This is a genomic window from Yinghuangia seranimata (genome assembly GCF_029953285.1).
In the GTDB taxonomy this organism is placed as follows: domain Bacteria; phylum Actinomycetota; class Actinomycetes; order Streptomycetales; family Streptomycetaceae; genus Yinghuangia; species Yinghuangia seranimata.
The window spans coordinates 43390-56909 of sequence record NZ_JASAOI010000035.1; the positions used below are offsets into that span (position 1 = coordinate 43390).

The following is a 13520-nucleotide window of genomic DNA, read 5'->3' on the forward strand; positions in this document are numbered from 1 at the left end:
GCGTCGACTCGACAGCACAGTACCGGCCGGGCGCCGTCCATGATCGGGTGAGGGACGGCCTTGTACGCTGCCCGTGACCCGCCCGCCCACCCACGTGTCGCCCCCCACCGCCCGTATTCGAGAGCGCCCCGCGCTCGCCCCTTCCCGAACCCGAGGGGATCCGTTGCGTCGTCGTCTGCGCGCCCCGCTCGTCGCGCTCCTGCTGGTGTGGGCCTTCGTGGCCGGCTGCTCGTCGGGCGACGACCCCACCGGGCTGTCGGCCGAGCCGACCGACTCGATCCTGACCAAGTCCCGCGATGCCGCCAAGGCCGCCACCTCGGTGCACGTGACCGGCACCTGGATAACGCAGCGCGTCGAGTACCAGATCGACATACGGGTCAAGACGGACGGCGCGGTCGGCACCATCAAGACGTCCGGAACGACCATCGAGCTGCTGCGCGTCGGCCCCGACCTGTTCGTGCGCGGCGACGAGGCGCTCTACCAGCCCCGCGACGGCCGGGTCGACCCGGACGCGGGGGCCGCCGCGCAGGTCCTGCGCGACAAGTTCGTCAAGGTGCCGCCGGACGACCCGTCGTTCGCCCGGCTGTCCGGGTTCACGCAGCTGCACCCGCTGCTGGACGACCTCTTCCAGCTGACCGGCAAGGTCAAGAAGGACGGCCGCAAGAACGTCCGCGGCAGCGAGACGCTGGTCCTGGTCGCCAACTCGGGACGCGGCGGCGAGGTCTACGTGTCGCTCGGCCAGCAGCCCTTCCCGATGCGCTACAGCCCGGGACCCAACGCCGGGCGGCTCGACCTTTACGAGTACAACGCGGACTTCCCCGTCGAGGTCCCGACCGGCGACCGGGTGATCGACTACGGGTCGCTCAACGGCAACCCGACGCAGGCCCCGGGCACCGACGCGGGCGCGGACAACCCGCAGCCCGGCACGTCCGGCGCGCCGACCGGCACCGCCAAGCCGTCCGCCTCGCCGACCGCGAAGCCGACGGGCAAGTCGACCGGCACACCGCGCTGACCGGTCACCGCGCTGTATCGCCCGGTCGCAGCGGGATACGGTGGCTCCCGGCTTCACAGAACCTCACACGGTAAGGACACACCCGGCGGTGATTCGAGGAAGCGCCCGGCGGCGTACCGGACTCGTGACGGCGGCGCTGCTGGCCGTGGCACTGGCGGCCGGCTGCAGCGTGGGCAAGCCCGCGCACCGGTCCTTCACCGACCCCAGCGACGAGCCGTCGGTCGGTCTCCCGCTCGGCAACCAGGTCGGCGGCCTCGACCCGGCGGCGATCCTGCAGCGCGCCCAGGCGGCCACGGCGGCGGCCGCGTTCGTGCACGTCAAGGGGCAGATCGCGGACCACGGCGCGGGCACGCCGTTCAGCGTCGACATGCGGTTCACCAACGCCGGCAGCGACGGCACGATCGTCCAGGACAAGGTGACCGCGCAGGTCACGCGCGTGCAGAACCAGGTGTGGCTCAAGGGCGACGACCGGTTCTGGACGCAGGTCGGCAGCGCGCAGGCCGAGGAGGCGAACCGCGGCAAGTACGTGCAGGTCCCGGTCGGCGACAAGCGGTTCACCGGCCTGGTGGAGAACACGTACGTCGAGCGCCTCGTCGCCAAGCTGCTCGGCAAGCCCGGCGCCCTGGAGAAGGGCGACACCCGCGAGGTCAACGGGCGCCCGGCGATCGCGCTGGTGGACCACACGGGCGGCGGCACCATCTGGGTCGCGACCGAGGGCGCGCCGTACCTGATGCGCCTCGAGTCGGCGCAGAACGCGAAGACGCGCGGCGCGATCGACTTCCTCGGCTACAACGAGCGCAGCGTGATCAGCGCGCCGGACCCCGACCAGGTCGTCGACAAGGACCTCTCGTCCGGCCCGCCCCGCACGGCGACGTCGACGAAGAAGCCCACGAGCGGCGGCGGCACGGGCGGCAAGACGCCCACGTCGAGCGGGAGCGGCTCGTCCCGCACCACGGCCCCGAGCACGACGCGCGGCACCAGCAGCGGCGCCACGGGCCTTCCGACCTCCGGCTGACGAGGCGGGCGTCAGCGCCCGCGCAGCCGGCGCCCGAGCGAGAAGTTCCTCGGCAGCGGCCCGCGCGTCGTCGCCGGAGTGGGCGGCGGCGTTGCCGCGTGGCCGCCGTCGGGGAGGTTCGGGCCGTGCGTTATGGCCTCGGGGGGACCGAGGCGCACGATGACGCAGTCGCGGGCCCAACGCTCGGGCGCGTGCTCCCCGTCGTGCGCGTTGAGGCGCTCGCCGTGCAGCGCGGCGGCGGCGTCCGGCCACCCGGGCGCGTCGGCGGCCAGCACGACCACGGCGGCGGCCCACACGACCAGCCGGCCGCCCTTGTCCTTGCTGCGGACCGTCACCTCGGCGCGCGACGCCTCGACCAGCCCCGGCACGTACTGCTCCAGGCCGCCCGCGGCGGTCGCCACCAGGATGTGCACGGCACCGTCGTGCCACACGTGCCACACCGGCCTCGGCACCGCGGCCGCGCCCTGCGGCGTGACCCACAGCAGGCCGGACTTCTTCGCGGCCTCTTCGGCCAGCGCGGCGTCGAACAGCGCGTCGGCGGTGGGCGCGGGACCCCCGGGCAGCTCGCTCATGGACGCCAGGGTCTCACGTACCGGACGCGGTGTACCCCACATAGCCCCGCTGGTGACCTGCCAGTAACCTGACCGCACGATCCGCATGCAATGGGAGGACCTTCTTATGGCCGCCACATCGCGAAGCCTGCGTTCCCGCCGTTCGTGTATGGCAGTTCCGGGCAGCAACCCGCGCTTCATCGAGAAGGCCCAGGGCCTTCCCGTCGACCAGGTCTTCCTCGACCTCGAGGACGCCTGTGCGCCGCTGGCGAAGGAGGGCGCGCGGCACACCATCGTCGACGCGCTGAACAACGGGGACTGGGGCAACCGGATCCGCACCGTGCGGGTCAACGACTGGACGACCCACTGGACGTACCGCGACGTGGTCACGGTCGTCGAGGGCGCGGGCGCCAACCTGGACTGCATCATGCTGCCCAAGGTGCAGGACGCGTCGCAGATCAAGGCGCTCGACCTGCTGCTCACACAGATCGAGAAGACGGTCGGCCTGGAGGTCGGGCGGATCGGCATCGAGGCGCAGATCGAGAACGCCCGCGGCCTGGTCAACGTCGACGAGATCGCGGCCGCGTCGGACCGCATCGAGACGATCATCTTCGGCCCGGCGGACTTCATGGCGTCGATCAACATGAAGTCGCTGGTCGTCGGCGAGCAGCCGCCCGGCTACGACACGGGCGACGCCTACCACTACATCCTCATGCGGATCCTCATGGCCGCGCGCATGCACGACCTGCAGGCGATCGACGGCCCGTACCTGCAGATCAAGGACACCGACGGGTTCCGCCGCGTGGCCGGCCGCTCGGCCGCGCTCGGCTACGACGGCAAGTGGGTCCTGCACCCGGGCCAGATCGACGCCGCGAACGAGGTGTACGCGCCGTCGCAGTCCGACTACGACCACGCCGAGATGATCCTCGACGCCTACGACTGGTGCACGTCGGAGGCCGGCGGCAAGAAGGGCGCCGCGATGCTCGGCGACGAGATGATCGACGAGGCGTCCCGCAAGATGGCGCTGGTCATCTCCGCCAAGGGCCGCGCCGCGGGCATGGAGCGCACGACCAAGTTCGAGCCGCCGCAGGGCTGAGCCCCGGTCGCACGACGAGGCGGCCCCGCATCCGTGCCGGGAGTGCGGGGCCGCGTCCGTTCCGGGTCAGCGCCGGTCGCCGAGCGGCAGCACGACCCACATGGTCTTGCCGCCGTCCTCGGTGGACTGCACGTCGGTGATGCCGTCCGCGTCGTGGACCACCTCGGTGACCACGCCCAGTGCGCCGAGCGCGTCGCGTGCGGTGGCGGGCGGGCGCGGGTCGGCGTCGTGCACGCCGACGCCGATGTGGCCGTCGCCGAGCACCATCGTGAGGGTGAAGGAAGGGGAGAGCCGGTCGGCGTTGCGTACCGAGTTCGCGGCCAGTTCGGAGACGATCAGCCGCAGGTCGTACGCGAGGTCCGTGCCGGGCGGCACGCCCCAGTCGGCGAGCGCTTCGGCGAGCAGCCGGCGGGCGTGGGGGATCGAGGCCGGGGCCGCGTTGAGGTGGGCGGTTCGGTGGCGGGCCCGCTGGTCGACAGTTGTCATAGGGTCCTCGCGCGACGTGCGGACGGGCGGGCTGCCCGTGCGGCACCGGACGGCACCGCGCGGACATCCGGCGGCGACGGCCGAGGCGCACAGCGGCTCGGTGCCGTGCGCCGCGCGGCGGAGCGGGCGAGGGAAAAGCCCGTCCGCGCACCACGCATCGGTCCGAAGTGGCCCACCATCCACCGGACAAGCCCCTAGCATGGCGCGCGCGGAGATCACGCCGCAATGCGTTCCCGGGCTCCGGTTCCCGCGCTGACCTGCGGTGTCTGGCCCGGTGCCGTTCTGCGCGGGTAGATCCGACCGGGTCCGGGGGTGTCCGACGCCGCGGAACGGGCACTATCCACTCTGCGAACCAGCCCGAGCGAGGTGGAAGCGGTCAATGAGCGCCATGCGGTCGCGTGCCACGGGGAGCGGCGACGCGCGCGACCCCGGGCCGATGGGACGGCAGGTGCGGCGGCTTCCGTTCACGTCGGCGTCCGGCGCGGTGGCCCGGTCGCGGACCTTCCTGCGTACGTCGATGCGGGCGTACGGGTGGCTGCCGTCGGACGGCCGCACGAGTGCACCCGCGGCGGACGACATCCTGCTGGTGGCCGTCGAACTGGTCACCAACGCCTGCCTGCACGGCGGCGGCCCGGTCGAACTGCGCATGGTGCGCGAGGACGGCACGGTGCGCATCGAGGTCGACGACCGCAGCGACGCGCGGCCCGAGCCGCGCAGTCCGTTCGACGGTCCGCGGGCCGGCGGGCACGGCCTGCACATCGTGCGCCGCCTGGCGCGCGAGTGGGGCGTGCGGCCGCACGGGCACGGGCGGCACGGCAAGACGGTGTGGGCGGAACTGGCGGAGCCCGACCGCGCCGTCGAGGACGACGGGCGGCCGGGCTCCGGGGTGTAGCGGTCGCCGCGGTGTGTTCCGGCGCTCCCTTGGCGGGGCGTCAGTTCAGCGCTGCGGCAGGGGTGTTCGCCGGGACGATCACCAGTGGACGGCGATCGGCGCGAGAGCGACCTTGTCGAACTTGAAGGTCCAGTCGATCTCCGCGGCGGTGATCGTGTTCACCTTGGTGCTGGTGACCAGGATCCAGGTGGTGAACTTGCCGTCCGAACCCGCCCACGCCGCCGAGAAGTTCGCGACCGGGGTGGTGCCGTTGACGCCGATGATGGCGATCAGCGTGTTCGGGGTGAAGTTCTCACCGGTGACCTTGACGAAGGTCCACGGCCGGATGTCGGTCTTGCTCAGCGTGATCTTCCGCTGCGGGACCGGGATTTCCTTCTTCTTCACCGCGATCGGCGCCGTGGCGGTCTTCGCGCCCTGGCTCACCTGCACGGTGTAGGAGCCGTCCGCGGTGCCGGCCGCGACGGTGGCCGTCCCGCCCAGCTTGCCGTCGGCGCCGACCGCCAGGGTGTTGGCGGAGATGCCGGCCGCGTTGCAGTTCGCGCCGGCCGCGTCGCAGAGCGCGGCGGTGGCCGGGGCGTTCGGCGTCCAGTTGAGGCCCGCGAGGGTGGTCGCGGTGCCGGGCTCGACGGTGCCGGGGTCGGCGCTGAGCGTCGGGACCTCGGGCTGCGGGGTCTTGACCGGGACGGTCTCGACCGCGCCGCCGCCGGACGTGATGTCGCACGGCGTGATCTGCGTGAGGTTGTACGCCGGGATGAAGACCTTGGTGACCAGCTTGGTCGGCGTGAAGGTCACGTCGCCCGAGGCGGTCGCGGGGATCGTCACGGAGCCGGTGTACGGCGGAGGCGTGATGGGCGCGTTCTGCGCGACGTCCATCGTGGTGGTCGCGCCGGTCACGGAGACCGTGCCGGACGCGCCGCCGCCGAGCGTGAACTCGATGGTCGGCGTCACCTGCACGCCGCTGAGCGCGACCGGGCTGGTCGCGGGGCTCGCGCCGAGCGTCACCGACGCGGTGACCGAGCCGCCGGGATCGGCCGGCTTCGGCGACATCGTCACGTCGATGGACTGCGGTCCGACGAAGTGTTTGTTGAGCGCTTCGACGAAGCAGTCGACGGTCGGCGTGACCGTGCCCGCGGACGCCGCGGGTGCGACGGCCAGCAGGCCGCTCGCCACGATCGCCCCGGCGCCCAGGCCGGCTGCGAGCCGCCTGCCGAGTGAGGTCATGGGGGTGGAGCTCCCTTCTGGAGGAGCAGGAAATCCGGGGGTACGGCCGGGGGCTCCCGACCCCTGTTCGGGAGCCGTCCGGCCGCACGACTGAAACGTGTTACAGAAGTGGGGCTGGGACATTGAGCCGTGTATTTCCAGGGAAGTCAAGAGTCGAATTACTGCGGGTAACACGCGGATCGGGGGGTGTGCAAGGCGCTGACCTGCGGTGACACGTGTCGACTTAAGGCGGCTCGGCGCGCCGGACCAATTCCGCGGGGCATTTGCAAAAACACGGAGGGTGCGGATCCCGTCCGCAAAGGACGGGCTCCGCACCCTCGTGAGGCCTCCCGGCACGGGCCGGGTCAGGCCGGGATCACACCAGCGTCAGCGTCACCGTCGCGGTGTACTGACCCGCCATCTGGTACTTCGGCACCGACAGCGCCAGGTCGGCGTCCGCCGCGAACTTGCCGCCGGTCACCTGCCCCGGTCCGCTCACCGCCGACGTGCTGCACAGCAGCGCGCCGTTCACCGGGCCGGCCGAGCCGGTGCTCACCGCGCTCGGCGAATCCGGGTCGGTCACCGTGCACTTCGGCGTCCAGCGCAGCCCGGTGCTCGGGATCGCGCCGTTGGTCGGCGACGTGAACGGCGTGACCTTGGCGGTCAGCGACCAGCCCAGCTGGCTGCCCCGGAAGTCCTGCACCGTCACGGTGTTGAGCTTGCCGGTCATGGTCTGGGCGGTGCCGTTGAGCGTGATCGGCGACAGCGTGATGCCCGGGCTGGCCTGCGTCATGGCCAGCGGACCCGGGTTGACCGGGCCGCCGGTGTCGCCGCCGGTCTCGACGGTGAACTTGGCGGCCGCCGCCTTGTTCATGTCGGTGCCCTCTGCCGCCGCGATCTGGTCGGTCTGCGCCTTGGTCACGGTGAGCTGGGCGGTGAAGGTGCCGTCCGGCCCCGACTTGAGGAACGCCAGGTCGAAGGTCGGGTTGAGGTCCTTGTCGACGCCCGCCACCGAGATGTCGACGTTCGGCGCGTAGCCGGTGCCCTTCACCGTCACCACGGTGCCCAGCGGCCCGTGGTTCGGGGTCAGCGTCACCGCGCGGTTGTTCGCGGCGGGCGGCTGTACCTCGAGCGGCGCGGTCGCCGACGCCGTGCCGACGGACACCTTGAACAGCCGTGCGCCCTGCGGCGCCGTGGGCTTGAGCGTCGCGGTGCCCGACAGCTTGCCGTCCGCGGCCACCGTCAGGGTGTTGGCGGAGAACGCCGCCTCGTCGCACGCCGAACCGTCGGCGGCGCACAGCGCGGGACGCGGAGTGTCCGCGCCCACGGGCCAGTTGATGCCGCCGGCGGTCACCGCGTCGCCCGCCTTCACGGCCGCCGGGGTGGCGGTCAGCGTCGGCGCGGGCGGCGCCGGGATGCCGACCTGCGCGGTCGACGAGACGCCCGGCGTGCCGGACGCGGTGCACGTCGAGGTCTGTGCGATGAGCTTGAGCGAGTAGTCGCCCGGGCTCACGCTGATCGGGCCGTTCGCGGTGACCGGGAAGGTGCCGGTCATGTCGGACGCCTGGACGACGGCCGGCGGCGCGCCCGCGCCCGGGTTCTTCTTCGGACCGTTGACGACGACCGTGCCGGTCTGCGCGCCGGTCAGGGTCACCACGCCGGACGGCGTGACGGTGTCGGCGAGCAGGATGACGCCCGGCATCTGCGGATTGCGCGGGTAGTCCTTCCACCGCCACGTGACGGTGACCTGGTCGCCGATGCTGTAGTACGGCTTCTCCGGGCTCAGCTCCAGCACGACCTTCGGCGTCCAGCCGTAGTTCGCGTTGTTCGTCACCTGCTTGCAGTTGACCGAGTACGCGACCGGCTCGGCCCACGCGGGTGCGTCGTTGCGCACCTTCAGCGGGACGGACACCGACGTCGCGCCGGAGGTGACGCGCAGCTTGTAGTCGCCCTCACCGGTGGTGTTGAGCACCCCGGCACGGCCGGTCAGGTTGCCGTTGGCGTCGACCGCCACACCGCTCGCGGCCACCTTCGAGGTGCCGCACGCGGTGCCGTCCGCCGCGCACAGCTCGACGAGCGGCGCGGCGCCGCCGGCAGGCCAGTTCGCCCCGGTGAGCAGCACGGGCGCGCTGCCCGGGCGGATCGCGGAGCGGCTCACGCCGAGCGTCGCGGGCTGGATGGAGCCGTCGACGTCGAGCGTGGTGGACACCCCGGGGGTGCCGGTCGCGTTGCAGGGGGTCTCCCACGTACCCACCTGGTGCGCGACGTTCTTGTAGCTGCCCGGCGACAGGCTGATGGTGCCGGGCTTGCTGACGGTGAACGTGCCGGTCATGTTCGACAGCCACAGCGGCTGGCCGCTCGGCGTCGACGCGTTCTTCTGCGGTCCGGACACCGCGACCGTGCCGCCCTGCGCGCCGGAGACGTTGACGGTGCCGAACGGCTGGACGGAGTCGGCGTTGACGGTCACACCGGACGGGTTGTTCGCGGCGGCCTTCCACGTCCAGGTGACGGTGACCTGGTCGCCGACCGCGTACTTCGGCTTGACCGGGCTGACGCTCAGGTCGACCTGGGCGTTGAAGTCGAACGGGCCGCCGCCGACGCTCGGCGGCGTGCAGTGCACGTTGTACGCGACGGTCGCGGCATGCGCGGCAGGTGACCCCAGCGCGACGACGGCCCCGACGGTCATGACAGCGGTCCCCAGGACCGATGCCAGGGTCCTCGCGGGTTTGCGCATCGAGAGAGTTCCCTCCTCGGGACAGGAAGACGGCCCGTCCCGGGGTGTGCGGAAGAAGGCTGCGGGCGGCACGGGCGACGCGGTGTCAGGGGAAGGCCGCGGCCGAGTGGTCCGGTGCCCCACACACCGGATCCGCACCCGCAGTGAAACGTGTTACAGAAATGAGCTCCGCTAATTCAGCGGTGCCGGGGCCCGGAAGTCAAGGGCGGCACGGACGTTCCAACCGTCCTTTACCCTCCGGACCCCGCTCAGGCTTGGCTCAGGTCCGGCTCAGGTCAGGCTCAACGTGACGGTCACGGCGTACGGTTCGACGCCCTGGCGCGGCGCGTCGAGCACCAGGCCCACGTCCACCTGGAACTCGCCGCCGGTCACCGCGCCGGTGCTCGCGCCCTGCTGGCACAGCAGGCCCGGGTCGAGCGCGGCAGGGCCGACGCTGCCGCTCTGCACGGCACTCGGCGACTTCGCGGTCGCGCCGCAGCGTGGCATCAGTGTGATGCGGTCGCCGGGCAGCGCGCTGCCGTTCGGGCCGGTGACGGTGCCGACCTGGCCGGTGAGCGACCAGCCGAGCGTGCTGCCGCGCTGGTCGACCACGGAGAACGGGGCGAGGCTGCCGGTCAGCGGGCCCGTGCCGTCCGCCGGCGCCGAGGTGTCGGCCGACGTGCGGGGCTGGATGAACAGCGAACCGGGCGGCGGGCCTTGCTGCGCGGCGGGTGCCGCGTCGCCGCCGGGAACGCCGGCGCCCGCACCCGCGCCCGGTCCCGTGCCGCCCGGGGAGACCGACGTGCTCGGGGCGGCGCCCGACGGCGTCGCGCCCGGCGTTGCGGTGGCCCCGGGCGTGCCCGGCGCGGGCGTGCCGCCGGGGGACGCGGTGCCTCCGGGGGTCGGGCTGCCGGTGCCGCCGGGCGTGGGCGTACCGCCGCCGCCGGGGGTCGGCGTGGTGCCGGACTGGATGCTGGTGGCCACGGCGGGTGTTCCCGTGGGCGTGCACGTCGACGGACCGACGGCCTGCCATGTGGTGAAGGCGTAGACGCCGGGGGAGAGGTCGATGCGACCGGCCGCGGTCACCTTGAACTTCCCGGTCATGTCGGACGCCGCCAGCGGCTGACCGCCCCACGACGTCGGGTTCTTGCGCGGACCGGTCATCGCGATGTCGCCGGTCTGCGCGCCGGTCGTCTTTACCACGCCGCTCGGCGTCGCGGTGTCCGCGGCGACCACGAGCCATGAAGAGGGGTTGCGCGGCGGGGTCTTCCAGTGCCACGTCACGGTGACCTCGTCACCGATCGCGTACGCCGCCTTCTGCGGCGCGACGCTCAGCTCGATCTGCGGCTGCCAGTCGAAGTCGCCGCCGTGCGCGGGCCACGTGACGCAGCGGACCGTGTCGGTGACGGCCGCGGCGCGGGCCGGCTCCGGTGCCGCGATCCCGGCCCCCGCGACGGCCGCGAGGATTCCGAGGGCCGTGAGGAGCCCGGTGCGCCGTCGTTCCATGGTGCAGCGCTTCCTTTCCGCGGTGCCGTGCCGTTCGCCTTGCCCCCCGACCGGCCGCACTACTGACCGCCGGTTGAACAGCAATTCACCCGGCTTGACTGACGGCGTGTCAAGGTGTCGCGCCACAACCGGCGGTGGCCGCGGCGGGCGCGGATTTGGTGACACGTGTCGATCCGCTCCAGTTGGCCGATTCCATGTCAAGCGTCTTGTCGATACGGCGATTTCCCTGCTTGCGGGCGATGCCGAACCGTTTCCCGACACCGGCGTTTTTTCTGTCGATGACTGTTGTTCGCTGATGCCTCTTGTCGTACCGTCACCCCAGGATCTGACATGCCATCAATGACTGGCACAGTCTTGATGTCTCTCGGGGTGCGGTGCAGACGGGGTCTTCGAGCGACTGAAGCCCAGGTCAGCGTGCCCAGGGCCTGTGCGTTCGTACGGGCCGTCGAGTCCGTTCTCGGCCGTCGATACGACAGGCAAGTCCCCGAAGGGAGAACCACTCCATGGCCAGGGCTCTCAAGTCCCTTTCCGGCGGTATAGGCGCCGCGGCGCTCGCGACCGGCGCGGTGCTGGCCTTTGCGCCGCAGGCGTCCGCAGGCACGATCAACCCGACCGTCAGCTGCACGGTCCCGGTCGTCGGCGAGCAGCACGGCCCGCAGTCCATCCAGGTGGACGTCAACCCGGCCAGCGCCGCCGCGGGCGCCAAGGTCAAGGTGAAGATGACCACCGGCGAGGCGCCTATCAAGTCGCCGCTGGACGTCGGCAAGACCAAGGTGACGCCTTCGGCGACCTTCAAGCTGTCGACGGGCGGCACCGCCACGGTGACCGGTCCCGAGCAGGAGATCGAGGTCAAGAAGGACACGCCGCAGAAGCTCGCGCCGTGGGAGGGCGACCTCACCATTCCGGCAGGCGCCTCCGGCAAGATCGACCTGACGATCGACAAGATGGTCACCAAGACCTCGTACGGCGACACCCCGTGCGTCATCACGGCCGGCAACGGCGTGGTCGCGAGCATCACGGTCACCGGTGGCGGAACCTCCGGCACGACGACGTCCGGCACCACGAGCGGCACGACGACGTCCGGCACGACGTCCGGCACGACGAGCGGCACGACGACGTCCGGCACGACGAGCGGCACGACGACGTCCGGCACGACGACGTCCGGCACCAGCACGTCGGGCACCACGTCCGGCAGCCTGCCCAAGACCGGCCCGCTCGACGACGCGCTCTCCATGGGCCTGGTCGGCGGCACCGTCGGCCTGCTCGGTATCGGCGCCGTCCTCGTCGCGACCCGCAGGGTGCGCAACTCCCGTAACACCGCCTGATTTTCAAACGCGCATATCAGTGCCGCCGAGCCCCCGAGGGGCGGGCTCGGCGGCACCGTGCGCGCTTGTCGGAACCGGTATTCCAAGATCGGACTTGTCGGGCCAGATGGTGTATTACGCAACTGTTAACGCGAGGCAGCTAAAGCCTTGACATCTGAGGCGCGTAAAGGCATCAATGGCACGCCTGGTTTTTGAAACAGGTTCCACCCGCACGTCGGTCTCGCGCACCTCTACCAACCCGGGGGCGTGAAGACCGCGAGACGGCCGCCTCGGCCGTGTGCGACGGAAATACGAGGCGACCGTCCCAGGACGGCACCGGAGCGCCTAAGGCCATGGTAGTGCGCTCTCCGGCTCAACTCCGGTGTGGTGTTCGACTGCCCCGCCCCCCGGCGGCGGCAGCAGCCCCTGGAAGGGAGTAGCACCTCAAATGTTCGTATCCCGTAAGAAGATCGCCGCGGGCCTTGGCGCCGTGGTGGTCGCGGGCACCGCGGGCCTGGTGGCCGTGGCGCCGGCTGCGAGCGCGGGGACGGTCACGCCGACCGCCACCTGCGTCGTGCCGGTCGTCGGCACCAAGGTGGGACCGCAGGACATCAAGGTCGACCTGACCCCGGTCACCGGTCCGACCGGCACGGTCGTGACCGCGAACGTGGACCTCGGCCCGCCGCCGATCACCAGCCCGTTCGCCTTCGACTCGGCCAAGGCGCAGAGCACTCTGCACCTTGCCATGTCGGGTGCGGCCACCGGCACCGTGGACCTGGCCGGTCCCGAGGTGACGTTGCCGATCCCGAAGGACGTGCCGATCGACCCGGCGCCGTTCACCACGACCTTCACGATTCCGGCGGGCGCGAGCCTGGGCGCCATCAACTTCACGCCCACCGGATCGACCAACAGCACCGATATCCCGGGCTTCGGCAAGCAGGTCGCCGAGTGCACGTACGCGGGTGGCGGCGTCGTGGCGTCGTTCACGGTCAAGGCCCCCGTCCCGCAGCCGACCCTCACGGCGACGCCTCCCGGCAAGCAGCCGGGCCAGGCGATCGACCTGAACGGCACCAAGTGGACCGAGCCCGGCCCGTACAAGGTCGAGCTCTGCGACGCGGGCGGCAACGCCTGTGACGTGGCGGGCTTCTCGGCCAACACCGTCGCGGCGGACGGCTCCGGTGTGCTGACCGGCACGGCGACCCTCGCGGCCTCGGCCACGCCGGGCGCCCACCAGGTCAAGGTGTCGAACAGCGGCCAGTCGGCCTCTGCGGCGTACACCGTCGCGGGCATCCCGCCGCGGACCGGCAACATCTCGCCGGCCAGCGGCAAGGCCGGCACCGTGGTGACCGCCACCGGCTCCAACTTCGCCCCGAACGCGTCGGTCGCGATCGCGGGTGTCGCGGGCGCCGGCCAGTCGACGGACGCGCCGACCATCGTCCAGACGGACGCGAACGGCTCGTTCAGCGGCACCATCACGGTCAACGACCCGAACACCACCGGGATCGCGATGGCCGAGGTCGCCGACCAGACCAAGGTCGTCCTCAAGTCCTTCCTGTTCATCAAGGACAACGAGGTCACGCTGAACCAGAACGCCAGCGGTGACATCAAGCCCGGTGTCCTGAACATGACCCAGACGACCCCGGGGATCACCCTCTCCGAGATCACCCTGAACGGCACCGCGCAGACGATGAACGGCAAGCTGAACCAGGTTGCCGTCGTCGACTTCCGCGGCAGCACCCTGGGTT

11 protein-coding genes are annotated in these 13520 nt (G+C 71.7%); 6 read left to right on the forward strand and 5 right to left on the reverse strand.

All coding sequences use genetic code 11. The features are described 5' to 3' along the window. Positions 1 to 163 precede the first annotated feature (163 nt). Positions 164 to 1012 carry a hypothetical protein gene (locus QI554_RS22685; RefSeq protein WP_281472026.1) on the forward strand — a complete coding sequence of 283 codons (849 nt, stop codon included), beginning with the start codon at positions 164 to 166 and terminating at the stop codon, positions 1010 to 1012. A gap of 88 nt (positions 1013 to 1100) precedes the next feature. After that, positions 1101 to 2027, forward strand: a complete 927-nt coding sequence (locus QI554_RS22690; protein ID WP_281472027.1) for a hypothetical protein — start codon at positions 1101 to 1103, stop codon at positions 2025 to 2027. A gap of 11 nt (positions 2028 to 2038) precedes the next feature. Here the strand turns inward: QI554_RS22690 and QI554_RS22695 are convergent, their stop codons facing one another. Next, entirely contained in the window at positions 2039 to 2599 is a 561-nt protein-coding gene (locus tag QI554_RS22695; RefSeq protein ID WP_281472028.1) for a hypothetical protein, read from the reverse strand. A gap of 106 nt (positions 2600 to 2705) precedes the next feature. Here QI554_RS22695 and QI554_RS22700 point away from each other — a divergent pair, with 106 nt between their 5' ends. Next, positions 2706 to 3674, forward strand: coding sequence for an HpcH/HpaI aldolase/citrate lyase family protein (locus QI554_RS22700; RefSeq protein ID WP_281472029.1), 969 nt, complete (start codon positions 2706 to 2708; stop codon positions 3672 to 3674). Between the two features lie 66 nt (positions 3675 to 3740). Here the strand turns inward: QI554_RS22700 and QI554_RS22705 are convergent, their stop codons facing one another. Then, entirely contained in the window at positions 3741 to 4160 is a 420-nt protein-coding gene (locus QI554_RS22705; RefSeq protein ID WP_281472030.1) for an ATP-binding protein, read from the reverse strand. Positions 4161 to 4539: 379 nt separating this feature from the next. On the opposite strand from QI554_RS22705, the gene QI554_RS22710 reads away from it, so the two are divergent. Next, a complete protein-coding gene (locus QI554_RS22710; protein ID WP_281472031.1) occupies positions 4540 to 5052 on the forward strand; it encodes an ATP-binding protein in 513 nt (170 codons plus the stop codon). Positions 5053 to 5130: 78 nt separating this feature from the next. On the opposite strand, the gene QI554_RS22715 is transcribed toward QI554_RS22710, so the two are convergent. The 3 genes from QI554_RS22715 to QI554_RS22725 all read right to left on the reverse strand — a co-directional run bounded on the left by QI554_RS22715 (position 5131) and on the right by QI554_RS22725 (position 10471). Further along, positions 5131 to 6273 (reverse strand): hypothetical protein, encoded by a 1143-nt coding sequence (locus tag QI554_RS22715; RefSeq protein ID WP_281472032.1) that lies wholly within the window; start codon positions 6271 to 6273, stop codon positions 5131 to 5133. 355 nt (positions 6274 to 6628) lie between these two features. Then, positions 6629 to 8938, reverse strand: a complete 2310-nt coding sequence (locus tag QI554_RS22720; RefSeq protein ID WP_281472033.1) for a WxL domain-containing protein — start codon at positions 8936 to 8938, stop codon at positions 6629 to 6631. A gap of 318 nt (positions 8939 to 9256) precedes the next feature. Next, the gene (locus QI554_RS22725; RefSeq protein WP_281472034.1) at positions 9257 to 10471 is read right to left on the reverse strand and encodes a hypothetical protein; all 1215 of its coding nucleotides are present in this window, start codon (positions 10469 to 10471) and stop codon (positions 9257 to 9259) included. 503 nt (positions 10472 to 10974) lie between these two features. Here QI554_RS22725 and QI554_RS22730 point away from each other — a divergent pair. Beyond that, the gene (locus QI554_RS22730; RefSeq protein ID WP_281472035.1) at positions 10975 to 11796 is read left to right on the forward strand and encodes a hypothetical protein; all 822 of its coding nucleotides are present in this window, start codon (positions 10975 to 10977) and stop codon (positions 11794 to 11796) included. Positions 11797 to 12223: 427 nt separating this feature from the next. Continuing rightward, on the forward strand, positions 12224 to 13520 hold a 1297-nt coding region (locus QI554_RS22735), incomplete at its 3' end, for a hypothetical protein (RefSeq protein WP_281472036.1).

Coding starts and splice junctions, on each gene's coding strand:
- QI554_RS22695 (WP_281472028.1), bottom strand. CDS start 2,599: ATGAGCGAGCTGCCCGGGGGTCCCGCGCCCACCGCCGACGCGCTGTTC.
- QI554_RS22700 (WP_281472029.1), top strand. CDS start 2,706: ATGGCCGCCACATCGCGAAGCCTGCGTTCCCGCCGTTCGTGTATGGCA.
- QI554_RS22705 (WP_281472030.1), bottom strand. CDS start 4,160: ATGACAACTGTCGACCAGCGGGCCCGCCACCGAACCGCCCACCTCAAC.
- QI554_RS22710 (WP_281472031.1), top strand. CDS start 4,540: ATGAGCGCCATGCGGTCGCGTGCCACGGGGAGCGGCGACGCGCGCGAC.
- QI554_RS22715 (WP_281472032.1), bottom strand. CDS start 6,273: ATGACCTCACTCGGCAGGCGGCTCGCAGCCGGCCTGGGCGCCGGGGCG.
- QI554_RS22720 (WP_281472033.1), bottom strand. CDS start 8,938: ATGACCGTCGGGGCCGTCGTCGCGCTGGGGTCACCTGCCGCGCATGCC.
- QI554_RS22725 (WP_281472034.1), bottom strand. CDS start 10,471: ATGGAACGACGGCGCACCGGGCTCCTCACGGCCCTCGGAATCCTCGCG.
- QI554_RS22730 (WP_281472035.1), top strand. CDS start 10,975: ATGGCCAGGGCTCTCAAGTCCCTTTCCGGCGGTATAGGCGCCGCGGCG.